The 24337-nt window shown below is 73.8% G+C and carries 16 protein-coding genes; 10 read left to right on the top strand and 6 right to left on the bottom strand.

What is annotated here, in order from left to right:
- Window positions 1–75: 75 nt before the first annotated feature.
- The gene (locus AB0C78_RS35570) at window positions 76–1785 is read right to left on the bottom strand and encodes an ExeM/NucH family extracellular endonuclease (RefSeq protein ID WP_360756766.1); all 1710 of its coding nucleotides are present in this window, start codon (window positions 1783–1785) and stop codon (window positions 76–78) included.
- Window positions 1786–2147: 362 nt separating this feature from the next.
- On the opposite strand from AB0C78_RS35570, the gene AB0C78_RS35565 reads away from it, so the two are divergent.
- From AB0C78_RS35565 to narI, 4 genes are read left to right on the top strand one after another with little or no spacing between them, the layout of a single operon-like run.
- Window positions 2148–5843 (top strand): nitrate reductase subunit alpha, encoded by a 3696-nt coding sequence (locus AB0C78_RS35565; protein WP_360756763.1) that lies wholly within the window; start codon window positions 2148–2150, stop codon window positions 5841–5843.
- Window position 5844: 1 nt separating this feature from the next.
- Window positions 5845–7488 carry a nitrate reductase subunit beta gene (narH, locus tag AB0C78_RS35560; RefSeq protein ID WP_360756760.1) on the top strand — a complete coding sequence of 548 codons (1644 nt, stop codon included), beginning with the start codon at window positions 5845–5847 and terminating at the stop codon, window positions 7486–7488.
- Complete coding sequence (gene narJ / locus AB0C78_RS35555) at window positions 7485–8141, top strand: nitrate reductase molybdenum cofactor assembly chaperone (RefSeq protein WP_360756758.1); 657 nt, start codon at window positions 7485–7487, stop codon at window positions 8139–8141. The genes narH and narJ overlap by 4 nt, the downstream gene beginning before the upstream one ends.
- On the top strand, window positions 8138–8878 hold the full coding sequence (gene narI / locus AB0C78_RS35550) for a respiratory nitrate reductase subunit gamma (protein WP_360756755.1): 741 nt from the start codon (window positions 8138–8140) through the stop codon (window positions 8876–8878). Before narJ ends, narI begins: the two co-directional genes overlap by 4 nt.
- A gap of 10 nt (window positions 8879–8888) precedes the next feature.
- Here narI and AB0C78_RS35545 read toward each other — a convergent pair whose 3' ends face one another.
- On the bottom strand, window positions 8889–9452 hold the full coding sequence (locus AB0C78_RS35545) for a MarR family transcriptional regulator (protein ID WP_360756753.1): 564 nt from the start codon (window positions 9450–9452) through the stop codon (window positions 8889–8891).
- A gap of 173 nt (window positions 9453–9625) precedes the next feature.
- Here AB0C78_RS35545 and AB0C78_RS35540 point away from each other — a divergent pair, with 173 nt between their 5' ends.
- The 3 genes from AB0C78_RS35540 (at window position 9626) to AB0C78_RS35530 (ending at window position 13802) form a co-directional block, all read left to right on the top strand.
- A complete protein-coding gene (locus tag AB0C78_RS35540) occupies window positions 9626–10903 on the top strand; it encodes a lipase family protein (RefSeq protein WP_360756751.1) in 1278 nt (425 codons plus the stop codon).
- A gap of 98 nt (window positions 10904–11001) precedes the next feature.
- Window positions 11002–12009, top strand: coding sequence for an acyl-CoA desaturase (locus AB0C78_RS35535; protein WP_360756748.1), 1008 nt, complete (start codon window positions 11002–11004; stop codon window positions 12007–12009).
- A 32-nt stretch (window positions 12010–12041) separates the two neighbouring features.
- A complete protein-coding gene (locus tag AB0C78_RS35530; protein ID WP_360756746.1) occupies window positions 12042–13802 on the top strand; it encodes a fatty acyl-AMP ligase in 1761 nt (586 codons plus the stop codon).
- Window positions 13803–13833: 31 nt separating this feature from the next.
- Here AB0C78_RS35530 and AB0C78_RS35525 read toward each other — a convergent pair whose 3' ends face one another.
- From AB0C78_RS35525 to AB0C78_RS35515, 3 genes are all read right to left on the bottom strand, one after another.
- Window positions 13834–15165, bottom strand: a complete 1332-nt coding sequence (locus AB0C78_RS35525) for a helix-turn-helix domain-containing protein (protein ID WP_360756743.1) — start codon at window positions 15163–15165, stop codon at window positions 13834–13836.
- A 200-nt stretch (window positions 15166–15365) separates the two neighbouring features.
- Window positions 15366–16217 (bottom strand): DMT family transporter, encoded by an 852-nt coding sequence (locus AB0C78_RS35520; protein ID WP_360756741.1) that lies wholly within the window; start codon window positions 16215–16217, stop codon window positions 15366–15368.
- Entirely contained in the window at window positions 16214–16756 is a 543-nt protein-coding gene (locus AB0C78_RS35515; RefSeq protein ID WP_360756739.1) for a MarR family transcriptional regulator, read from the bottom strand. Before AB0C78_RS35515 ends, AB0C78_RS35520 begins: the two co-directional genes overlap by 4 nt.
- A gap of 161 nt (window positions 16757–16917) precedes the next feature.
- On the opposite strand from AB0C78_RS35515, the gene selA reads away from it, so the two are divergent.
- The 3 genes from selA to selD are packed head-to-tail and all read left to right on the top strand — an operon-like array spanning window position 16918 to window position 21022.
- Window positions 16918–18258 carry an L-seryl-tRNA(Sec) selenium transferase gene (gene selA / locus AB0C78_RS35510; protein WP_360756736.1) on the top strand — a complete coding sequence of 447 codons (1341 nt, stop codon included), beginning with the start codon at window positions 16918–16920 and terminating at the stop codon, window positions 18256–18258.
- Between the two features lie 2 nt (window positions 18259–18260).
- Window positions 18261–20024, top strand: a complete 1764-nt coding sequence (locus AB0C78_RS35505) for a SelB C-terminal domain-containing protein (RefSeq protein ID WP_360756734.1) — start codon at window positions 18261–18263, stop codon at window positions 20022–20024.
- On the top strand, window positions 20021–21022 hold the full coding sequence (gene selD / locus AB0C78_RS35500; protein WP_360756731.1) for a selenide, water dikinase SelD: 1002 nt from the start codon (window positions 20021–20023) through the stop codon (window positions 21020–21022). Before AB0C78_RS35505 ends, selD begins: the two co-directional genes overlap by 4 nt.
- 13 nt (window positions 21023–21035) lie before the next feature.
- Here selD and fdh read toward each other — a convergent pair whose 3' ends face one another.
- Window positions 21036–24284: a formate dehydrogenase gene (gene fdh / locus AB0C78_RS35495; protein WP_360756728.1), complete on the bottom strand. Its 3249-nt coding sequence runs from the start codon at window positions 24282–24284 to the stop codon at window positions 21036–21038.
- Window positions 24285–24337 lie beyond the last annotated feature (53 nt).

Genomic DNA, 24337 nt, shown 5'->3' with positions numbered 1-24337 from the left:
GCAAGGGGCCCGGACGCCCGATTTCCGGACGTCCGGGCCCTACGGGACCCTGCGGGATCAGTGCAGGCTGCGGGGTCAGTGCAGGCGCAGGCCGAGCAGGACCGGGTCGTGGTCGGACGAGCGGAACGCGTCCGGGTGGTAGAAGCGCGGCTGGTTGTACTCGGTGTTGTAGTCGAGGAACGTCGGCTCGTCGCTGTTGACGTGCCAGATCGTCGCGCCCGTCACCCGCTTCGCCAGCGCGGCGCCGGCGAGCGCGTGGTCGAGCTCGCCGGACATGCCGTCGAAGACGTAGGAGTAGCGCTGTTCCGGCCGGACGAACCGCTCGGTCTGCCCGGCGAGGCCGGCGCCGGTGAGCACCTTGATCGGGTCCTCGGCGGTGTAGCTGTTGAGGTCGCCGATGACCAGCGGGTTCTCCTCCTGGGCGGCGAGCGCGGCGACCGCCTTCGCCTGGACGACGCGGTGGGCGTTGAAGCAGCCCTGCCCGTCGCCCTGGTCGGTGTCGGCGCCGGTCGCGCCGGTGCAGCCCTTCGACTTGAGGTGGTTGACGATCAGGGTGAACCTCGTGCCGCCGTTCACCGGCTGGAACTCCTGCGCCAGCGGCGGCCGCTCGAACACGGCCTGGTCGGACGAGTGCGCCGCGCCGACCGGCGTGAGCTTCGCGGGCTTGTAGATGATCGCGACGTGGATCGCGTCGGTGCCCGGGTTCGGGTTCTCGATCCAGGAGTACGTCCCGGCGCCGACGGCGTCGTTGAGCCGGTCGACCAGCGTCTTCAGCGCGCCGCTGTCGCCGTTGTTCTCGACCTCCATGAGCCCGGCGACGTCCGGGTCCAGGCCCTTGAGGGCGGCGACGAGCTTGGTCAGCTGCCGTTCGCGCTCGTCGGCGGTGTTCGCGCCGCGCTCGTTGAGCGTCGTGAACCAGTTGAGGGTGTTGAAGCTCGCCACGCGGACGTCGCCGCCGACCGGCTGCGGCTTCTTCGGCTGCGGGTTGTCGTTGGCGAAGTGCGCCGTCTTGGTGGGCTGGAGCGCGTAGGCGCCGAACTGGTAGGTGAGCACGCCGGTGAGCCCGGCCGTGGTGTCGCCGATCCGCAGGACGCGCTTGTCGGTGTACGGGATCGTCGCCGGGTCCTGCACGTTCGACCCGTCGTCCACGAGGAGCTGCCGCGCGTCGTTCTCCGCTTGGGTGCCGCCGTGCCCGTCGGTGGGCTGGAAGAGGCGGCCGCCGGCGGAGACGGTGATCTCGCCGTAGCGGCCGAGCTGGTAGGTCTCGGTGGCGGTGAGCTTCTGCGGGAAGCGCAGCAGCTCGCCCTCGTACCGCTCGAGGTCCGCGCCGTCCTCCAGGGGCAGCCGCACGTTGTCGGGCGCGACCTCGCCGTCGCCGCACACGTTCACGGTGGTGACCGGCGACAGTTCGGTGAGGCCGTTGTACTCGGTGGCCTTGCCGGTGACGAGGACGCGGTCGCCCGGCCGCACCTCCTGCGTGGAGTAGACGAAGAGCCCGTCGGAGGTGCGCGGGTCGTCGTCGGGGGTCGGGTCCTGGACGAAGAACCCCTTGAGCTGGTCGGCGCGCTGGAAGTCGCCGGTGACGACGCCCTCGACGCGGACGGTCTGCCCGCGCAGCGGGGAGGTGGCCCCGGTGCCCTGGACCTCGGCGATCTGGTGGGTGGCGGGAGTGGCGCAGGTCTCCGGCTCCGCCGCGGCGGCCGGGCCGCCGGCCGCCGTGGCCGCCGCGGCCGCGGTGATGCCGGCGGCCAGGGCGGTCGTGAGTGCTGCTGCTGTTCGGCGCATGCGCGGGACGGTACGGCCCGGCCGCCCCGTACCGGCGAACCGTTAATGAAGACTCCACCAATTTGCAATGGATTGTCGCAATTGGAATGGCCCAAGGCGCGCCGGTGAAAGGGAGGGCCGGGCGTAGACTTGACCGTCGCTCTGACCCCCTGCGCGCCGGCCTGGTGAAGCCGCCGGTCCCATTGATCTACTACTTGCCTAGTAGAAACCATTGCTCACCGCAATGATGCAGAGTAACGTTCCGGACGCAATCGGTGACCCGCCGTGTTCGCGGGCGACCGGACCGTGCTCCATCCCGCCCGCGTCCAGCCGTCCGCGGCCCGCCGCGGTGCGCCGTCGGACGTGCGGAAGGAGCGCGGGACGTGGGGCGTCGGGGAGCGGTCGAGCGAGGGGAGCGGGCGGCCGCGGCCGCCGCCGAGCGGCTGCTGCGGGCCGGCGGCCTGCTGCGGCGGACGCCGACGACGCCGGACCTGCGCGCGGTCTACCGCGCCGACCAGAAGGTCAACGACGCGCCGTACCGGGAGCGGTGGGCGCACGACAAGGTCGTCCGGTCCACGCACGGCGTCAACTGCACCGGCTCGTGCTCCTGGCAGGTCTACGTCAAGGACGGGATCATCACCTGGGAGACGCAGCAGACCGACTACCCGTCCGTCGGCCCGGACCGTCCCGAGTACGAGCCGCGGGGCTGCCCGCGCGGGGCGTCGTTCTCCTGGTACACCTACTCGCCGACGCGGATCCGCTACCCGATGGCGCGCGGCGTCCTGCTGGAGATGTACCGGGAGGCGAAGGCGCGGGCCGGCGGCGACCCGGTCGCGGCGTGGGCGCAGGTCACCGGCGACCCCGAGCGGCGCGCCCGCTACCAGGCGGCGCGCGGCCGGGGCGGGCTGGTGCGCGTCGGCTGGGACGAGGCGCTGGAGATCGCCGCCGCGGCGCACGTCCACACCATCGCCGAGTACGGCCCGGACCGCGTCGCCGGGTTCTCGCCGATCCCGGCGATGTCGATGGCCTCGCACGCGGTCGGCGCGCGGTTCATGTCGCTGATCGGCGCGCCGATGGTGTCGTTCTACGACTGGTACGCCGACCTGCCGATCGCGTCGCCGCAGGTGTTCGGCGACCAGACCGACGTTCCGGAGTCCGGCGACTGGTGGGACGCGGCGTACCTGGTGCTGTGGGGCTCGAACGTCCCGGTCACCCGGACGCCGGACGCGCACTGGATGGCGGAGGTCCGCTACCGGGGCCAGAAGGTCGTCGTGGTCTCGCCCGACTACGCCGACGCGACGAAGTTCGCCGACGAGTGGCTGCACCCGCATCCCGGCACGGACGGCGCGCTCGCGATGGCGATGGGCCACGTGATCCTCACCGAGTTCTTCGTCCGCCGGGAGGTGCCGTACTTCACCGGCTACGCGCGCCGCTTCACCGACCTGCCGTTCCTGGTGGAGATGGACGAGCGCGCAGACGGGACGTGCGTGCCCGGCAAGTTCGTCACGGCGGCCGACCTGGGCGACGGCGGCGAGGCGGCGGCGTGGCGGCCGGTGGTCATGGACGGGGCGGCGGGCGAGGCGGTCGCGCCGAACGGCACGCTCGGCGACCGCTGGTCGGAGCGCGGCGAGGGCCGCTGGAACCTGGACCTCGGTGACATCGATCCGCTGCTCACGCTGCACGGACCGGACGCGGAGACCGCCGAGGTCCTGCTGCCCCGCTTCGACGCCGGCAGCGGCACCATGCGGCGCGCGGTCCCGGTCCGGACGGTCGCGGGACGCCGCGTGACGACGGTCTTCGACCTGATGCTGGCGCAGTACGGCGTCCGCCGCGACGGGCTCCCGGGCGACTGGCCCCGCGGCTACGACGACGCGTCGCAGCCCTGCACGCCCGCCTGGCAGGAGACGATCACGTCCGTCCCGGCGGGCGCGGCGGTCCGGGTGGCGCGGGAGTTCGCGGACACGGCGGAGCGGACCGAGGGCCGCTGCATGATCCTCATGGGCGCCGGCACCAACCACTGGTTCCACTCCGACACCGTGTACCGGTCGTTCCTGTCGCTGCTGCTGCTGACGGGATGCCAGGGCGTCAACGGCGGCGGCTGGGCGCACTACGTCGGCCAGGAGAAGGTGCGCCCGCTCACCGGCTGGCAGCAGCTGTCGACGGCCGCGGACTGGGTGCGGCCGTCCCGGCAGATGGCGGGCACCCCCTACTGGTACCTGCACACCGGCCAGTGGCGGTACGAGCGGTACCGCGCGGACGCGCTCGCCTCGCCGACGGGGCGCGGCCTGTTCGACGGCCTGCACACCGCCGACCTCGTCGCGCGGTCGGCGCGCCTCGGCTGGATGCCGTCCTACCCGACGTTCTCCCAGAACCCGCTCGACCTCGGACGGCGCGCCCGCGAGGACGGCCGCCCGGCGGGGGAGTGGGCGGCGGAGGAGATCGAGGCGGGCCGGCTCGGCTTCGCCTGCGAGGACCCCGACGACCCCGCGAACTGGCCGCGCGTCCTCACCGTGTGGCGCGCCAACCTGATCGGCTCGTCGGCGAAGGGCAACGAGTTCTTCCTGCGGCACCTGCTCGGCACCGGCGACAACGCGTCGGCCGAGGAGGCGCCGCCCGGGCACCGGCCGCTGGAGGTCGCCTGGCGGGACGGGGCGCCGCGCGGCAAGCTCGACCTGCTGCTCGCGCTGGACTTCCGGATGACCTCGACCACGCTGATGGCCGACCTCGTCCTGCCCGCCGCGACCTGGTACGAGAAGCACGACCTGTCCAGCACGGACATGCACCCCTTCGTGCACGCGTTCTCCCCGGCGATCAGCCCGCCCTGGCAGGCCCGCACCGACTTCGAGATCTTCCACGGGCTCGCGGCGCGGCTCGGCGAGCTGGCCGCCGGACGCCTCGGCACGGCGTACGACCTCGTCGCCACGGCGCTGCACCACGACACGCCCGGCGAGACCGCGCAGCCCGGCGGGCACGTCCCCGACTGGCGCGCCGGCCACGACCCCGTCCCCGGCTTCAACCTGCCGGAGTTCGCGCTCGTGGAACGCGACTACACCGCGATCGCCGCGAAGCTCGCGACGTTCGGGCCGCTCGCCGAGGAGCTGGGCATGACGGTCAAGGGCGTGACCGTCCACCCGAAGCCGGAGGCGCGCTGGCTGGCGGCGCGCTGCGGGACGTCCGCGCATGACGCGACGTCCGGCCGCCCTCTGCTCGACACGGACGTGAAGCTGTGCGAGGCGATCCTCGCGCTGTCCGGCACCACCAACGGACGGCTCGGCGCCGAGGGGTTCGAGCGGCTCGCGCGGCGCTGCGGCGACGGCGGCGGGCTGGACGCGCTGGCCGAGTCGGTCGCCGAACGCCGCGTCGTGTTCAGCGACACCCAGCAGCGTCCTGTTCAGGTCGGCGCCAGCTACGAGTGGTCGGGCAAGGAGGCGCCCGACCGCCGCTACTCGCCGTTCACCGTCAACACCGAGCACCGCAAGCCCTGGCACACCCTCACCGGACGCCAGCACTTCTACCTCGACCACGACTGGATCGCCGAACTCGGCGAGCAGCTCCCCGTCTACCGGCCGCCGCTCGACGCCGCCGCCGTCTGCGGCGTCCCCGCGCCCGGGGGAGACGGCCGCTCCGTCACCGTCCGGTACGTCACGCCGCACTCCAAGTGGTCGATCCACTCGGAGTACCAGGAGAACCTGCTGATGCAGACGCTCGCGCGCGGCGGCCCGGTCATCTGGTTGAGCGTCGCGGACGCCGCGGCGATCGGCGCCGCCGACAACGACTGGATCGAGGCGGTCAACCCCAACGGCGTCGTGGTGGCGCGCGCGATCGTCTCGCACCGGATGCCCGCCGGGACCGTGTTCATGTACCACGTCCAGGAACGGCTGGTGAACGTCCCGAAGTCGGAGGCCACCGGCCGGCGCGGCGGCGTCCACAACGCCCTCACCCGCCTGCTGATCAAGCCGAGCCACCTCATCGGCGGGTACGGCCAGCTCTCCTTCTCGCCCAACTACTACGGACCCACCGGCAACCAGCGCGACGCCGTCACCGTCATCCGGCGCCGCTCGCAGAACGTGGAGTACTGACATGCGCGTGATGGCCCAGGTGGCCATGGTGATGAACCTCGACAAGTGCATCGGCTGCCACACCTGCTCGGTCACCTGCAAGCAGACGTGGACGAACCGGGAGGGCACCGAGTACGCCTGGTTCAACAACGTCGAGACGCGGCCCGGGCAGGGCTACCCGCGCGGCCACGAGGACCAGGACAGGTGGAAGGGCGGCTGGAAGCTCAAGCACGGCCGGCTCGTGCCGCGCGCGGGAGGCCGGGCCCGGCGCCTCGCCCGGCTGTTCGCCAACCCGGAGCTGCCGTCGCTCGACGACTACTACCAGCCCTGGACGTACGACTACGAGAACCTCACGTCGGCGCCGCTCGGCGACGACGTGCCGACGGCCCGCCCGCGCTCGCTGGTGGACGGCCGCCCCACCGAGGTCACGTGGGGGCCGAACTGGGACGACGACCTCGGCGGCGGCCCCGACGCCCTCGCCGCCGACCCCGTCCTGCGGAAGATGAGCGACCGGGTGCGGCTGGAGTACGAGCAGGCGTTCATGTTCTACCTGCCGCGCATCTGCGAGCACTGCCTGAACCCGTCGTGCGTCGCGGTGTGCCCGTCCGGCGCGCTGTACAAGCGGATCGAGGACGGCATCGTGCTGGTCGACCAGGACCGGTGCCGCGGCTGGCGGATGTGCGTGTCCGGCTGCCCGTACAAGAAGGTGTACTTCAACCACCAGACCGGCAAGGCCGAGAAGTGCACGTTCTGCTACCCGCGGGTGGAGGCCGGCGCGCCGACCGTCTGCTCGGAGACGTGCGTGGGGCGGCTGCGCTACCTCGGCGTCATGCTCTACGACGCCGACCGCGTCGGCGAGGCCGCGAAGGTGCCCGACGAGCGCGACCTGTACGAGGCGCAGCTCGGCTGCTTCCTCGACCCCGGCGATCCGGACGTGGCGCGCGCCGCCGAGGAGTCCGGCATCCCGCACGACTGGGTCACCGCCGCGCGCCGCTCGCCCGTCCACGCGCTGATCGGCCGGTACCGGGTGGCGCTGCCGCTGCATCCGGAGTACCGGACGCTGCCGATGGTCTGGTACGTGCCGCCGCTGTCACCGGTCGTCGACGCCGTCACCGCGGGCGGCCACGACGGCGAGGACCCGGCGAACCTGTTCGGCGCGATCGACGCGCTGCGCATCCCGCTGGAGTACCTCGCGCACCTGTTCACCGCGGGCGACACCGGCCCGGTGGAGGCGGCGCTGTGCCGCCTCGCGGCGATGCGCGCGCACATGCGCCGCGTCAACCTCGGCGAGGAGCGCGACCCGGCCATCGCGCGCGCCGTCGGCCTCGACGAGCGGACGATCGAGGACATGTACCGGCTGCTCGCCCTCGCCAAGTACGAGGAGCGGTACGTCATCCCGACCACCTACAACGGGACGGTCCCCGACGACGCCGCGGGCACCGGATGCAGCCTGGACGGCGACGGCGGCCCTGGCATGTATCCCGCAGATGTGGAGGGGTTCCACGTCCCGCCGCAGCGGGAGCCGGTCCCGGCAGCCGAGTTCAGCAGCCCCGCCGACCCGAGCGGCCGTGATGAGCTGAGGGGGCGCGTCAACCTGCTCAATTGGAACGGGCGGGGCCGCCCGCGCGGGCTGTTCCCGCGCCGCTCCGGGGAGAACGGCCTGTGAAGGGCGCGTCGTTCCGCGGGACGCCGGTCTACCAGGCGGCGTCGCTGCTGCTCACCTACCCCGACCCCGAGACGTGGCCGCGACGGGTCGACGCCGTCCGCACGGTCCTCCGCGAGCCGGCGGTGCTGCACGAGTTACCCGCCGGATGCGCCGAGGCGCTGCTGCGCTTCTGCGGGAACGTCGACGGCGTCGCGCCCCTCGACCTGGCCGCCCGCTACGTCGCGACGTTCGACCGCACCCGCCGCCGCACCCTGGATCTCACCTACTACACCGACGGCGACACCCGCCGCCGCGGCGGCTCCCTCGCCCGCCTCAAGGGCGTCCTGCACGAGCACGGCTGGGAGCCCGGCGGCGGGCGGCTGCCCGACTTCCTGCCCGTGCTGCTGGAGTTCGCCGCCCGCTGTCCCGACCCCGGTGAACGGCTGCTCCGCGAGCACCGGCCCGGCCTCGAACTGCTCCGGCACGCCCTCGACGCCTACGGCAGCCCGTACACCGACGTGGTGCTCGCCGTCCGCGAGGCCCTCCCCGGCCCCGGCCCGACCGCCGCCGACCGCGCCGCCGTCCGCGACCTGGCGCTCGGCGGCCCGCCTGCGGAGCGCGTCGGGCTCGAACCGTTCACCCAGTCCAGCCGACCCGGAGGAGGCATCCGGTGACCCATCTCGACATCGCCCTGTGGGGCGCGCTGCCCTACATCGTCCTCGTCGTCATGGTCGCCGGCTCGGCCTGGCGGTACCGCTACGACCGGTTCGGGTTCACCACCCGGTCCAGCCAGATCCACGAGTCGCGGCTGCTGCGCGTCGGCGGGCCGCTGTTCCACTACGCGCTGCTGCTCGTCGTCGGCGGGCACGTCACCGGGCTCCTCGTCCCCGAGATGGTCACCGACCGCCTCGACGTGAGCGAGAACTCCTACCACGACGTCGCGCTGATCATGGGCGGGAGCGCCGGGCTCGCCGCCGTCGCGGGCCTGGCGATCCTGCTGTACCGGCGGCTGCGCGTCCCGGCGGTGCGCCGCGCGACGAACCGCACCGACCGCGCCGTCTACCCGCTGCTCGCCGCCGCCATGCTCGGCGGGCTCGCCGCCACCGCGTCCAGCCTCGCCAACCCCTACGACTACCGGCTCGGCGTCTCCGTCTGGTTCCGCAGCCTGTTCGACCTCGACCCGGACGTCGCCGCGATGGCGCACGCGCCCTTCGTCTACCAGCTGCACGCGCTGCTCGGCATGGCGCTGTTCCTGCTGTGGCCGTTCAGCCGGCTCGTCCACGCCCTGACCGCGCCGGTCTGGTACCTGGCCCGGCCGTACGTCGTCTACCGCTCGCGGGCCGTCCCGTACCGGCACCCGGCCGCGCATCCCGCCGCCGATGCCCGCCCGGTGAAGCGGGCCGTTCGGTAAGGCGTGCCGGTCAGCGGGCCCGCGCCCGCCGCACCCCCGGGCCGGACAGCCCGAGCGGGTCGTCGACCAGCCCGCCGACCCGGCGGACCTCCTCGAACGGGTCCACCGCCAGGTCGCCCGCCACCGCGGTCAGCGAGCGCAGCGCCGACACCAGCGCCGCCCGCTCCTGCGCGCCGAGCCGCGCCACCAGCGCGCCGACCTCCGCGCCGCGCCGCGCCGCCACCCGGCGCACCAGGTCGCGGCCGCGGTCGGTGAGGCTGAGCAGCACCTCGCGCCGGTTGTCGGGATTGGTCCGCCGGTCGACCAGCCCGACCGCCTCCAGCCGCTCCACCATCCGCATCGCGTTGGACGGGTTGACGCCGAGCGCCGCCGCCAGCAGCGCCATCTTCACCGGCCCGTGGCCGGCCAGCACCATCAGCGTGCGCAGCTGCGGCAGCGTCAGCGAGTCGTCGATGGACGCCAGCGCCCGCGCGGAGACCGCCATCAGCAGCCGGGACGCCGCCATCACCGCCGTCGTGACCTCTTCGGCCTCCGCGAGCCCGGCCTCCGGAGGCTCGGTACTTCGTTCTGGCATAGGCGCTCTTACCCCGTACCCGGACGTCAACTGGCGTTCACCCTAACCCGCCGTTTTTGACTTGGTTGCTAATAAGGGCGCCCGACCCTGTGACGCAGCTTCATTCCGCGCCGCGCCGCCCCTGGGGGACAGTCATCAGCGTTCACTTTCCGGACCCACCCCTGGAGCGAGGAATGCGACTTCGGACCCTGCTCACCACCGCGGCACTCGGCGCCGCCCTGGCCGTGCCCGCGGTGCTCACCGCGCCGCAGGCCGAGGCCGCGCCGCCGGGTTGCGACGCCACGGACGCGCAGATCTACGCGGCGCCCTCCGGCGCGGTGACCGGGAGCCCGGGCGACCTGCTCGCCTGCCGTCCGGCGCAGCTCACCAACATCCCCGGCGACGTGCCGATGCACGCCTGGAAGGTCCGGTACGTCTCGACCGACGCCAAGGGGCAGAAGATCGCCGTGTCCGGGACCGTCGCGGTGCCGGACGCCGAGTGGAAGGGCGGCGGCTCGCGGCCCACGGTCGCCTTCAACCCCGGCACCCTCGGCTCCGGCCTGCAGTGCGCGTTCTCCAAGCAGCTCGCCGGCCAGTACGTCGACATGTACGAGGGCGGCAACCTGCAGCTGATGCTCAAGGCCGGGTACGCGGTCGCCGCCACCGACGGCGTCGGCTACCTCGACGGCCAGGTGCACACCTACATGATCGGCGCGAACGCGGGGCACGCGCTGCTCGACATCGTCCGCACGTCCCGGCAGATCCCCGGCGGGACGCTGAAGGCGGACGGCAAGGTCGGCATCTCCGGCTACTCCGAGGGCGGCGCCGCCGCGCTGTGGGGCGCGCAGCTCGCCGCGTCGTACGCGCCGGAGCTGAACGTGGTCGGCGCGGCGGCGGGCGGCGTGCCCGGCGACCTGAAGCTGACCGCCAAGCAGCTGAACGGCAGCCTGTTCGCCGGGTTCCTCGCCGACGCGCTCGTCGGCCTGCACGCCGCCTACCCGGAGATGCCGTTCGACGACCTGATGAACGACAAGGGCGCCCAGGCGATCAAGGACGTGAAGGCGAACTGCCTGTACGGGACGCTCGCGGTGTTCCTCGGCGCGAAGGTCGAGAACTTCTCCAAGCAGGGCCTGTCCCTCGACCAGATCTACGCCCTCAAGGGCCCGGACGGCACCACCTGGGGCGACATCGTCGACCGGCAGAAGCTCGGCGTCGACATCGGCACCGCGTCCTCGAACGCCACGTACAAGATCGGCTTCCCGGTGTTCCAGTACCGCGGCTGGCTGGAGGAGATCATCCCTCACGAGACCGAGGACGGCACCCACGCGGCCTACTGCAAGGCCGGCATCAACACGACCTGGAAGAACACCTACCCGACCGAGCACCTGTCCACCGACTGGGGCGCCGCCGGGGACGTGACGAACTTCCTCGGCGACCGGTTCGCCGGCAAGCCCGCCCAGAGCAACTGCTGAACCGGCGCCCCGCCCGCGGGGACCGGGCGGCCGGGACGACCGGCCGCCCGGGACCGGAGGGCGGGGCCTCCGCACTCACGTATCGAAGGAGTCCGTAAATGACAGCGGGTGTCGCCGACGCCGGCAGCAGAACTCCGCAGCCGGACATCTCCGGCACCGTGCCGCTGCCCGAGCGCGTGGCGGTCGTGGTGTTCGTGGTCGCGCCGATCATCGGGCTGCTGGCCGCCGTCCCCTTCCTGTGGGGCTGGGGGATCGGCTGGACGGACATCGCGATCTTCGCCTTCCTCTACCCGTTCAACGCCCTCGGCATCACGGTCGGCTACCACCGGCACTTCACGCACGGCGGTTTCAAGGCCAGACGGTGGCTGCGGATCGCGCTCGCGATCCTCGGCGGGCAGGCGATGCAGGGGTCGGTCGTCCGGTGGGTCGCCGACCACCGCCGCCACCACAAGTACTCCGACCAGGAGGGCGACCCGCACTCCCCGTGGGCGTACGGGCCGGGCGTGTGGGGCCTCACCAAGGGGCTGTTCCACGCGCACGTGGGCTGGCTGTTCAGCAAGGACCGCACGTCCCGCAGCAAGTACGCGCCCGACCTGCTGAAGGACAAGGACATCCGGTTCCTGTCCCTCGACCCCGTCTACGCGGTGATCGTGCTGTCGACGTTCCTGGTCCCGATGGGGCTCGGCGCGCTGCTCACCTGGTCCTGGCACGGCGCCGTCACCGCGCTGTTCTGGGCGGGCCTGATGCGGGTGTTCGTCGGCGAGCACGTCACGTTCTCGATCAACTCGATCTGCCACGTGTTCGGCAACGAGGACTTCAGGACCCGCGACAAGGCCCGCAACGTGTGGTGGCTCGCCATCCCGTCGTTCGGCGAGTCCTGGCACAACCTGCACCACGCCGACCCGACCTGCGCGCGGCACGGGGTGCTGAAGGGCCAGATCGACATCAGCGCCCGCGTCATCTGGATCTTCGAGCGGCTCGGCTGGGTCTGGGACGTCCGCTGGCCCGACCACGAGCGCCTCGAGACCCGCCGCGTCCGCCGCGGCGGCCCCGCCGCCGAGACCGAGCCCGCCGGCGAGCCCGCGGGCGCCGCCGTCTCCTCCTGACTCGTCCCTCCCGTACCAGGAGCTTCGTGAGCATGACCGACCTCCCCGCGCTCGACCGCACCCCGCTGATCGAGCGGCTCGCCCGGTTCGCCAAGGACTTCCCCGACGACCGGGCCTACACGTTCATGGACTACATGACCGACCCGGACGGCGTCGCCACCGACGTCACCTGGGGCGAGCTCGACCGGCGCGCCCGCGCGACCGCCGCCGCGATCCGCCGCGCCACCTCGCCGGGGCGGCGCGTCGCGCTGCTCGCCCCGCAGGACCTGCACTACGTCACCGGGTTCCTCGGCGCGATGTACGCCCGCGTCATCGGCGTCCCGCTGTTCTCCCCGGACCTGCCGGGGCACGGCGACCGGCTGCTCGCCGTCTACCAGGACGCCGAGCCCGACGTCGTCATCACCACGAGCGCGTCGCTGCCCGCCGTCCGCACGTTCCTCGCCGGCGACGGCGTCCGCGCGCCCGCCGAGATCATCGTCGCGGACGAGGTGGACGCCTCGCTCGACTGGACGCCCGAGCCGATCGACCCCGACGACGTCGCCTACCTGCAGTACACGTCCGGGTCGACCCGCACCCCGGCAGGGGTGATCATCACGCACGGGAACTTCGCCACCAACGCCGAGCAGCTGTGGCGGACGTTCGAGGGGATCCCGCGCGAGTCGTCCGGGGTGAACTGGCTGCCGGTGTTCCACGACATGGGCCTCGTCACGACCGTCGCGCTGCCGCTCGTCTACGGCAACCCCGGCGTGATCATGGACCCGGTCGCGTTCGTCATGCGGCCCGTCCGGTGGCTGGAGCTGCTCAGCCAGCAGAAGCACGCGTTCACCGGCGGCCCGAACTTCGCCTACGAGTACCTGACCGCGCAGGTCACCGCGGAGGAGAAGGCGAAGCTCGACCTCAGCGGCGTGCAGGTGTTCATGAACGGCGCCGAGCCGATCCGGGAGAGCACCCTCACCGGGTTCTACGAGGCGTTCAAGGACTGCGGGCTGAAGCCCGAGGCGCAGGTGTGCGCGTACGGGCTCGCCGAGGCGACCGTGTACGTGTCGGCGTCGTCGCGGTTCCGCGAGCCGACCCGCGCCGCGTTCGACCACGAGGCGCTGCGCCGCGGCACCGCCGAGCCCTGCGCCGCGGACGCGCCCGGCGCGATCCAGCTGATCGCGTGCGGCACGTCCTTCGGCCAGCACACGATCATCGTGGACGCCGGGACGGGCGTGCGGAAGGCGGACGGGTCGGTCGGCGAGATCTGGGTACACGGCCCGAACGTCGCGGCCGGCTACTGGGGCCGTCCGGAGGCGACGAAGGAGACGTTCGAGGCGGAGCTGGCCGGGGACACCGGCGGCCTGCCGCGCGGGCCGTGGCTGCGCACCGGCGACCTCGGCGTCCGGCACGGCGGCGAGCTGTTCGTCACCGGCCGGATCAAGGACCTGGTCATCGTCGACGGCCGCAACCACTACCCGCAGGACATCGAGTTCACCGTGTCCAACGCGCACAAGGGCATCCGCCGCGAGTACACCGCGGCCGTGTCGGTGGACGTCGGCGACACCGAGGGCCTGGTCGTGGTCGCCGAGCGGAACCGGCGGGTGCCGATCGCGCTGCTGGACGTCGACGAGGTCGCGCAGGCCGTGCGGACCGCCGTGAAGCAGCAGCACGACCTGCGCGTGCACGACTTCGTGCTGATCGAGCCGGGCGGCATCCCGCGCACCAGCAGCGGCAAGATCGCCCGGTCGGCGTGCCGGCAGGCCTACCTCGACCGGACGCTGCCGTACGTGACCGTCCCCGCCCGGGAGGAGTAGCACCGGGCGGGGCGTACCGGGGTGCGCGCGGTCAGTGCTCCCCGTCGGTGGCGTCGCGCAGCCAGACGGGGAGCAGCAGCATCAGCTCCAGCCGCAGCGCCGGGTCCTCGATGTCGTAGTCGAACAGGTCGTGCAGCTGCGCGAGCCGGTACCGGACGGTCTGCGGGTGCACGCACAGCGCCTCGGCGGCGTCGGTCGCGTTGAAGCCGTGCTTGAGGCATTCGAGCAGGGTCATCGCGAGGCGCCCGCCGCGGTGCGGGCCGAGCTCGGCGAGCGGCGCGAGCCGGCGCCGCGCCGTCGCCTCCGCGAGCGACCAGCCCTCCTGGAGCAGCAGCTCGGGCAGGTGCCGGTCCGCGCGGACGAGCCGTCCGGCGGCCGGGGCGCCGGTGCGCCGCTTCGGGCCGCCGGGCCGGTCGCGTCCGGGGGCCGCGCCGGCGGGCAGGTCCTGCGCGCCGGCGGGGTTCGCGGCGCCGCCGAGCCGTCCGGCGGCCATCAGGTCGAGCGTCCGGTGCGCCCAGTGCAGGGACACCCCGGCCTCCTCCAGCGGCACCGACGGGCCGATCGCGCCCGTCCAGCCGGAGACGGTGGCGGTGAGCCGGTCGGCGCCGCCGGGCCGGTCGGGGTCGGGCATCACCAGGCACGGGCGGCCCCGGTCGACGCCGCTCAGCAGGAACGGCGGCAGGCCCGCGGGGCCCTCGCCGCCGCTGCCGGGCCGCGGGTCCAGCACGATCACGGCGATCCGCTCCGGCAGCGGCCAGCCCGCCAGCCCCGCCTGCTCCACGACGATGTCGCGGGGCGCCGGCGGGTGCGATAACAGCAGGCTGAGCAGCCGGCCGCGGCGCTGCTCGCGCTCCCCGGCCGCCTTCTCCCGCGCCCGCGCGTAGCCCTGCGCGGCGGCGGAGGCGAGCAGGTCCAGGTAGGCGAAGTTCACCTCGGTCAGCGCGATCGCCAGCTCGCGGGGCTTCTTCAGCCGCTCGGCCTCCCGCGACAGGTACCGCCAGGCCGTCCGGGACGCGACGCGCAGCGCGTTCTGCAGGTGCTCCAGGCTGCGCCCCTCGACGGCCTCGCCGTAGCCGATGTCGAAGAAGACCTGGTGGACCTCCTGCCAGGGGGTGTCCGGATCGGCGATCATCTGCACGAAGTGCCCCATGCCCTGCGCCACCGCGCTCCGGATCACGTCGGTGTAGACGGGGTCGTCCGGCCGGGCGTACTCGGGGACGTTGCGCAGCACCCCCTCGACCATGGTGTCGACCAGTTCCGGCAGGTGGGGCCGCATCCACCGGGCCTCCTCGCGCGGGACGTCGCGCCAGGGCTGGGAGGACAGGTCGTCGGTCTCGGCCGGCCCTTCGTACAGTTCCGTCAAAGTGTCACCTCCGTGAGCGGACACCCGGGCCGCCAGGCTAGATAGCCCGCGCCCCCTGCGACACTCACAGGAGTGACAAGCCGGACCGGCGTTTGGTACGGGACGGATTGATTTCGCGCAGCGAAATACGAAGACCAATGGCTTTCGGGCAGGAGAGCACAAGAAACACCCTCGTGCTTTGTCAACTTTCCTGCCGGCCGTCACTGCGGCAGCGTGAGGAGCAGCACCGCCGCGGCGGCGGCGACCAGCCCGGCCACCTGCCCGGCCGACAGCCGTTCGCGCAGCGCGGTGACGCCCCACAGCACCGGGACCACCGGGTACAGCGACGACAGGACCACCGCGATCACCACGAGCTGCCGCTGCGTGGCGAGCAGGTAGAGCGCGAGCGCCGTCGCCGCGACGGCGCCCGTCGCGAGCGCCAGCGACGGCGTCCGCGCGTCGGCGAACCGCAGGAACCGCGGCGTGCGCGGCCCCGCGAGCATCGGCGCGATCGTCGCGAGGGCCGCCACGCGCCCGACCGCGACCGGCCACAGGCCCGCGTCGTCGCCGGCCTGGGCGAGCGCCAGGTACTGCACGCCGATCCCGGCGCTCGCGACGAGCCCGTTGACGACCGCCGACCTGACCCGTTCCCGCTCGTCCGACCGCGACCGGGAGACCAGCCACAATGCGGGCAGCACCACCGCGATTCCCGCCCAGGCCATGAGGGAGGGGCGGTCGCCCAGGAACACGACGCCCGCGAGGACGGGAAGCGCGACACCGCCGACGGCGCTGACGGGGACGACCACGCTCATCGTCCCTTCGCTGATGCCCCGGTAGAGGAACACCATGGCGATTCCGGTCCCCACTCCGGACGGCGCGCCCCACGCGAGGTCCTGCCACGCCAATTCCCGCACGGGAACGAAAAGCGAAAAGGTGACCGCGCAGGCCAGCCCGCCCGCCTGCCCGAGAAAGGCGACCGTGCGGAAATCCGCGCGCCGCGACAGCAGCCCGCCCGCGACGTCGGCGATCCCGTAGCAGAGCGCCGACCCGAGGGCGAGCAGCGCGCCCGTCACGGGGCCGCCGGGGCCGTCTCCCCGCCGCCGAGGGCGTCGCGTTCCGCCTGGCCCACGGGGCAGACGGCGCCGTCGGTGCAGCATGCGCGGTCGCACAGGCGGCACATGACGTCCGCGTCGCCGATCTCGGCGTACAGGCGGGTCAGGAGCTTGCCGAGGAGGCCGGCCAGCAGGTCGCGCTCGTCGGCGTCCAGCCCGTCGAGGGCGGCGGCGAGCGGCGCGCCGCGCGCGGTGAGCATGGCGCCGACCGCCTTCTCGCCGGCCGGGGTCAGCCGCACCTGGACGCCGCGTCCCGTCCCGCGCTCGCGCCGGGCGAGTCCCGAGGCCTCCAGGCCGTCCAGCATGCGGGCGGCGGCGGACTGCGTCAGCCCGACGCGGCGTCCCAGCTCGGTGACGCCGAGCCCGGGCGCGTGCGCGAGCACGACCAGCGCCCCGGCGCCGCTGGCGCTCACCCCGGCGGCGCGGGTCGCCCCGGCCAGCGCGAGGTCGGTGACCGCCAGCGAGGCGGCGCCGAGCAGGTTCGCGAGTCGGTCATGCATGAGTCATGCATAACAAGCCGGGACGGTCCGGCGCAACCCCGGCGGGCCAGGGCCGGGGTCGCGGCACGGGCCCGTTTGGCGTGCGACGCTGAGGGGTAACCCCTGCTGGTCTCGTGCGCCGCACCGGATCTCGCGGCGCCGCCCGCAACGGAGGTCGCCGCATGGATCGTGGACCCGCGCCGGTTCCGGCGCCGCCGGGCGAGGAGGACGGGCGGCGGCGCATCCCCCGCACGGACGCGGTGCTCGCCGACCCGCGGCTCGCGGAGGCGGCGGCGCGGCTCGGACGCGGCGTGGTGAAGGCGGCGGTCGTCACGGCGCAGCGCCGCGCGCGGGCCGGCGAGATCCCGGCGGGCGCGGTCGCGGACGCGGCGGCCGGCGCGCTGCCGGTCACCGCCGCCGGGCTGCGGCCCGTGATCAACGCGACCGGCGTGCTGCTGCACACCAACCTTGGACGCGCCCCGCTGTCGGACGCCGCGCGCGAGGCGATGCTCGTGGCGTCCGGCGCGACCGACGTCGAGCTCGACCTGACGACCGGCGCGCGGGCGCGGCGCGGACGGTCCGCGCTGGCCGCGCTGCTCGACGCCGTCCCGGCGGCCGAGGCGGCGCACGTGGTGAACAACGGCGCCGCCGCGCTGGTGCTTGCCGCGACGGCGCTCGCGGGCGGCGGCCGGGAGATCGTGATCAGCCGCGGCGAGATGGTGGAGATCGGCGACGGGTTCCGTATCCCGGAGCTGCTCGCCGCGACCGGCGCCCGGCTCCGCGAGGTCGGCACCACGAACCGCACCTCGCCGGACGACTACGCGGCGGCCGTCGGTCCCGAGACCGGCTTCATCCTCAAGGTGCATCCGTCCAACTTCCGCGTCACCGGCTTCACCCGTTCGGCGGACGTCGCGGAGCTGGCCGGGCTCGGCGTTCCGGTCGTCGCCGACATCGGCTCCGGCCTGCTCGAACCCGAACCGCTGCTGCCGGACGAGCCCGACGCGGCCACCTGGCTGAAGGCGGGCGGCGACCTGGTCACCGCCAGCGGCGACAAGCTGCTCGGCGGCCCGCAATGCGGGCTCGTCCTGGGCAAGGAGGAGTACGTGCGGCGGCTGTCCCGGCATCCGCTGGCGCGCGCGCTGCGCGTCGACAAGCTGACGCTCGCCGCGCTCGAAGCCACCGTCCGCGGCCCCCGCACCCCGACCGACGAGGCGTTGCACGCCGACGTCGCGTCGCTGCGCGAGCGCGCGCGGCGGCTCGCCGACCGGCTGCGCGAGGCGGGCGTCGACGCGGCGCCCGCCGACAGCGACGCCGCGGTGGGCGGCGGCGGCGCGCCCGGCGTCGTCCTGCCGAGCGCGGCCGTCTCGCTGCCCGAGCCGTACGCCGCGCTGCTGCGGCACGGCACGCCCGCCGTGATGGGACGCGTCGAGGACGGCCGCTGCCTGCTCGACCTGCGCGCCGTCCCGCCCGGCCAGGACGACGCCCTCGCCCGCGCGGTGGTCCGCGCGGCGGAAGGAGGATGAGCATGCACGTCGTCGCGACCGCCGGGCACGTCGACCACGGCAAGTCCACGCTCGTCCGCGCGCTGACCGGGATGGAGCCCGACCGGCTGGAGGAGGAGCGGCGCCGCGGCCTCACCATCGAGCTGGGCTTCGCCTGGACCGCGCTGCCCGGCGGCGAACCGCTCGCGTTCGTCGACGTCCCGGGCCACGAGCGGTTCGTCGCGACCATGCTCGCCGGGGTCGGGCCCGTCCCCGCTGCCATGTTCGTCGTCGCCGCGGACCAGGGCTGGCAGCGGCAGTCGCAGGAGCACCTCGCGGTCCTCGACGCGCTCGGCGTCCGGCACGGCCTGCTCGCCGTCACCCGCCGCGACCTCACCGACGCCGGGACGGCCGCGCGCGTGCGTGACGACGCGCTCGAACGGATCGCCGCCACGTCCCTCGGCGAGGTCGCCGCCGTCGAGGTCAGCGGCGCCACCGGGCAGGGCCTCGACGCCCTGCGCGCCGCGCTCGCCGACCTCACCGCCGCGCTTCCCGAACCCGACCAGAGCGCCGACGTCCGGCTCTGGATCGACCGCGTCTTCACCGTCCAGGGCCGCGGCACGGTCGTCACCGGCACGCTCGGCGCCGGGACGATCCGCGCCGGCGACCGGCTCGTCGTCGGCGACGCGACCGTCCGGGTCCGCGGCCTGCAGAGCCTCAAGGAGCAGCGCGACGAGGTCGGCGCCGTCGCCCGCGTCGCGGTCAACCTGCACGGCGCCGCCGACGGGATCCGCCGCGGCGACGCGCTCCTCACCCCCGGACGCTGGCTCGCCACCGGGCTCGTCGACGTCCGGCTGCACGGCGACCCCGCCCGCGACCTGCCGCGGCGGCTCGTCCTGCACGCCGGATCGGCGGCCGTCCCGGTGCACGTCCGCGCCCTCGGCGAGGACACCGCGCGGCTCGCGCTGGAGCGGCCGCTGCCGCTGCGCGCCGGGGACACCGCCCTGCTGCGCGACCCCGGCCGGCACCGCGTCCCGGCCGGGGTCGCGGTCCTCGACGTGCGGCCCGAGCCGTTCACCCGGCGCGGCGCCGCCGCCGCGCGGGCCCGCGAGCTGGCCGCGATGGGCGCCCGGCCTGACGGCGCCGCCGAACTGAGCCGCCGCGGCCTCGTCCGCCGCGCCGACCTGATCGCGATGGGCGTCCCGCCGCCGTCCGAACCCGTCGCCGGGGACTGGCTCGCCGACCCCGACCACTGGGACGGCCTGCGCCGCCGCCTGCGCGACGCCGTCGAAGAGCACGCCAGGACGCACCCGACCGACCCCGGCCTGCCCGCCGAGGCCGCCCGCCGCGCGCTCGGCCTGCCCGACCGCGCCCTCGTCGAGGCGCTCGCCACCGGCCTGCACCGCCGCGACGGCCGGCTCTACGGCACCGCCACCGCCCCCGAACTGCCGCCCCACGTCCGGCGGGCCGTCGACGCCGTCCGCCGCGACCTCGCCGGCGCCCCGTTCAACGCCCCCGACGCGGGCCGGCTCGCCGAGCTCGGCCTCACCCCGAAGCTGATCGCCGCCGCCGCCGCGAGCGGCGCGCTGCTCAAGGTCGCCGACGGGATCGTCCTGCTGCCGGGCGCCGACGCCGAGGCCGCCGCGCTGCTGGCGAAGCTCGACCCGCCGTTCACCCTCAGCGAGGCGCGCCGCGCGCTCCGCACCACCCGCCGCGTCGCCGTCCCGCTGCTGGAGCACCTCGACGAGCAGGGCTACACCGTCCGCGTGGACGACCTGCGCCGCCGCTGCACCGAAAGGACGTCATGACCACCAAGCGGCTGACCGAGTACGCGCACGGCGGCGGCTGCGCCTGCAAGATCCCGCCCGGCGAGCTGGAGGACGTCGTCGCCGGGCTCACCACCGCCCCCGCCGAGCCGAACGGCGACCTGCTCATCGGCCTCGACACCGGAGACGACGCCGCCGTCGTCACCCTCCCCGACGCCCCGGGCGGCCCCGCCGTCGTCGCCACCGCCGACTTCTTCACCCCCGTCGTGGACGACCCGTACGACTGGGGCCGCATCGCCGCCGCGAACGCGCTGTCCGACGTGTACGCCGTCGGCGGCCGGCCGCTCGTCGCGGTGAACCTGCTCGCCTGGCCCCGCGGCGTCCTCCCCTTCGACCTGGCCCGCGAGGTGCTGCGCGGCGGTCTCGACGTCGCCGGGCAGGCCGGGTGCCACGTCGGCGGCGGCCACAGCGTCGACGACCCCGAGCCCAAGTACGGCATGGCCGTCACCGGCGTCGCGGACCCCGCCCGCCTGCTCCGCAACGACACCGGCAAGCCCGGCGCGCCGCTGACCCTGACCAAGCCGCTCGGCGTCGGCGTCCTGAACAACCGGCACAAGGCGACCGGCGAGGTCTTCCAACACGCCGTCGAGTCCATGGCCGCGCTCAACCGCGACGCCTGCGCCGCCGCGCTCGCCGCAGGCGCCGAGTGCGCCACCGACGTCACCGGCTTCGGGCTGCTCGGGCACCTCTACAAGCTGGCCCGCGCGTCCGGCGTCACCGCCGTCGTCGACGCCGCCGCCGTCCCGTACCTGGACGGCGCCCGCGCCGCCGTCCGCGCCGGGTACGTCAGCGGCGGCACCCGCCGCAACCTCGACTGGGTCGCCCCCCACACCGACTTCGGCACCGCGTCCGAGGAGGACCGCCTCCTGCTCGCCGACGCCCAGACCTCCGGCGGCCTCCTCGTCGCCGCCGAACTCCCGGACCATCCCGTGATCGGCGAACTGGTCCCCGCCGCCGGCCGCCCGCTCGTCATCCGCTGACGCGCGCGCCGGGTCAGCGTTCGGTGCCGGTCCGGTCCGTGATCCCGGCGCGCTCGCGGTAGGAGCGGACGAGGGCGAGGGCGGCCTCGCCGCGCGGCCGGCGGCCCGGGCGGATGTCGCAGGCGAGCGCCTTCGCCTCCTGGATGTGCGTGTTCGGGTCCAGGGCCAGGTGCAGCAGCTCGTTGGCGGCGTCGCCGCGGCTGTAGCCGTTGGACCCCCAGTGGTAGGGCAGGCCGATCTGGTGCAGCGTGCGGCCGTCCATCGTCAGCGGCGACATCCGATCGGTCACCATGACGCGCGCCTCGATGACGCCGCGGGCGCTGACGATGGTGGCCCAGCCGGCGTGCTCGAGGCCGCGCTCGGCCGCGAGCTCCGGCGACACCTCGCAGAAGAACTCCGGCTGGAGCTCGGCCAGGTACGGCTGCCAGCGCGACATGCCGCCCGCCGTGTGGTGCTCGGTGAGCCGGTACGTGGTGGTGACGTACGGGAACACCCCCGCGCCCGGCTCGTCGCCGCTGGGCTCGTAGAGGTTCGCCGGATGCGGGTCGATGAGCTGCCGGACGGGGTTGCGCTGCTGCTTGTACAGCGGGTTCGAGAACGGCGATTCCTGCGGCTCGTAGTGCGTCGGCAGCGGGCCGTCCATGAGCCCGGCGGGGACGTACAGCCAGGCCTTCCCGTCGGCCTGCATGATGAACGGGTCGTTGCCGGCGAGCGCGTCGGCGCCGGTGGAGCCGCGCGGCGGCTTGTAGTCCGGCGCCTTGTCGGCGACGAAGTCGGGCACGTCATGGCCCGTCCACTTGCCCTGCTCGGCGTCCCACCAGACGAGCGCCTTCCGGTCGCTCCACGGGTTGCCGTCCGGGTCGGCGGACGCCCGGTTGTACAGGATGCGGCGGTTCATCGGCCACGCCCAGCCCCACTCGGGCGCCACCCAGCTCTGGTCCTTGCCGGGCTTGCGGCGGGCGGGCTGGTTGACGCCGTCGGCGTAGCAGCCCGCGTAGATCCAGCAGCCGCAGCTGGTGGAGCCGTCCGGCTTCAGCTCGGTGTAGGACGAGAGCGGGTTCCCGCCGGCGTCGCGGCCGTTGATCTCGGCCAGGACGGCTTCGGCGGCGGGGTCGTCGGTGGCGCCCTCCACCGGGTAGTCCCAGGCGAGGTCGAGGACGGGGCGGTCCATCTCGTCGGACGACCCGGCGAGCTTCTCCCGGATGATCCGGCCGAGGTGGTACATGAACCACAGCTCGCTGCGCGCGTCCCCGGGCGGTTCGACGGCCTTGTGGTGCCACTGCAGCATGCGCTGGGTGTTGGTGAAGCTGCCGTCCTTCTCGGTGTGCGCGGCGGCGGGCATGAAGAACACCTCGGTGCCGATGTCCTCGGTGCGCATCTCGCCGGTCTCGATCTCGGGGCCGTCCTTCCACCACGTGGCCGACTCGATGAGGGAGAAGTCGCGGACGACGAGCCAGTCGAGGTTCGCCATGCCGAGCCGCTGCATCTTCGCGTTCGCCGATCCGACGGCGGGGTTCTCGCCGAGCAGGAAGTAGCCCTTGCAGGTGCCGTTGATCTGCGCCATCACCGTCTCGTAGGTGCTGTGCGATCCGGTGAGGCGCGGCAGGTAGTCGAAGCAGAAGTCGTTGGCGTCGGTCGCCGCGTCGCCCCAGTACGCCTTCATCAGGCTGACGAAGTAGGAGCGCATCTCGCCCCAGAAGCCCTTCCTGGCGGCCTCGGCCGCGATGAACGCGTCCAGGTTCTCGTTGGCGTGGGCGTGCGGCATCGGGATGTAGCCGGGCAGCAGGTTGAACAGCGTCGGGATGTCGGTCGACCCCTGGATGGAGGCGTGGCCGCGCAGTGCGAGGATGCCGCCGCCGGGCCGCCCGATGTTGCCGAGCAGCGTCTGCAGGATCGCCGCGGTCCGGATGTACTGGACGCCGACGGTGTGCTGCGTCCAGCCGACCGCGTACGCGAACGCGGTGGTGCGGTCGCGTCCGGAGTTCTCCGTGACCAGGTCGCAGACCTGCAGGAACTGGTCCCTCGGGACGCCGCAGACCCGCTCCACCATCTCCGGCGTGTACCGGGAGAAGTGCCGCTTGAGCACCTGGAACACGCATCTCGGGTGCTCCAGCGACGGGTCGCGGTTCGGGTCGCCCTCGCCGAGCGCCGAGCCGCCGGAGCCGGTCGCCTCGCCGTGGCCCGACGTCGCCGCCTCGATGCGCTCGTCGTACTCCATGTCGCGCTCGCCGGCGGCCGCCTGCAGCTCCAGGCCCTCGTAGCGCCAGGTGTCCGGGGAGTAGCAGCGGCCTTCCGGGTCCAGGCCGGAGAAGACCCCGTCGAGGTCCTCGGTGTCGCGGAAGCCCTCGTCCAGGATCACCGACGCGTTCGTGTACTCCAGCACGTACTCGCGGAAGTACTTCTCGTTCGCCAGGACGTGGTTGATGATCCCGCCGAGGAACGCGATGTCACTGCCGGCGCGCAGCGGGACGTGCACGTCCGCGAGCGCGCTGGTGCGGGTGAACCGCGGGTCGACGTGGACCAGCTTGGCCCCGCGCGCCTTGGCCTCCATCACCCACTGGAACCCGACCGGATGGCATTCGGCCATGTTCGAGCCCTGGACGACGATGCAGTCGGCGTTCTGCAGGTCCTGCTGGAAGGTGGTCGCGCCGCCGCGTCCGAACGAGGTTCCCAGACTGGGAACGGTGGAGGAGTGTCAAACGCGGGCCTGGTTCTCGATCTGTACGGCGCCGAGCGCGGTGAACAGCTTCTTGATGAGGTAGTTCTCTTCGTTGTCGAGCGTGGCGCCGCCGAGGCTGGCGAATCCGAGGGTGCGCCGCGTCCGGTTGCCGTCCTGCTCCCACTGCCAGCCGTGCCGCCGCGCCGCGATGACGCGGTCGGCGATCATGTCCATGGCGGTGCCGAGGTCGAGGCGTTCCCATTCGGTGCCGTGCGGGCGCCGGTAGAGGACGTGCTGTTCGCGCGCGGAGCCGGTCGTCAGCTGGAGGCTCGCGGACCCCTTCGGGCAGAGCCGGCCGCGGCTGACGGGGGAGTCGGGGTCGCCCTCGATCTGGACGACCTTCTCGTCCTTCACGTACACGTTCTGGCCGCAGCCGACCGCGCAGTACGGGCAGACGGACTTGACGACCTGGTCGGCGGTGCTCACCCGCGGCTTGAGGCGCTCGCTGACGCCGCTCTTGGCGGCGGCTCCGCGGCCCAGCGGATCGTCCCCGGTCACCTGCCGGTACACCGGCCACGATCCGATCCACTGGCGGACGCCCATCCCGACCCCCTCACCTCATCGGGCGGCCTCGTACCCGCGCCCCGCACCCCGAA

The organism is Actinomadura sp. NPDC048394, from assembly GCF_040651755.1.
Taxonomy (GTDB): Bacteria; Actinomycetota; Actinomycetes; order Streptosporangiales; family Streptosporangiaceae; genus Spirillospora; species Spirillospora montaniterrae.
Note: the sequence above shows the minus strand (reverse complement) of the source record. Positions and strands in the feature narration are given on the sequence as shown.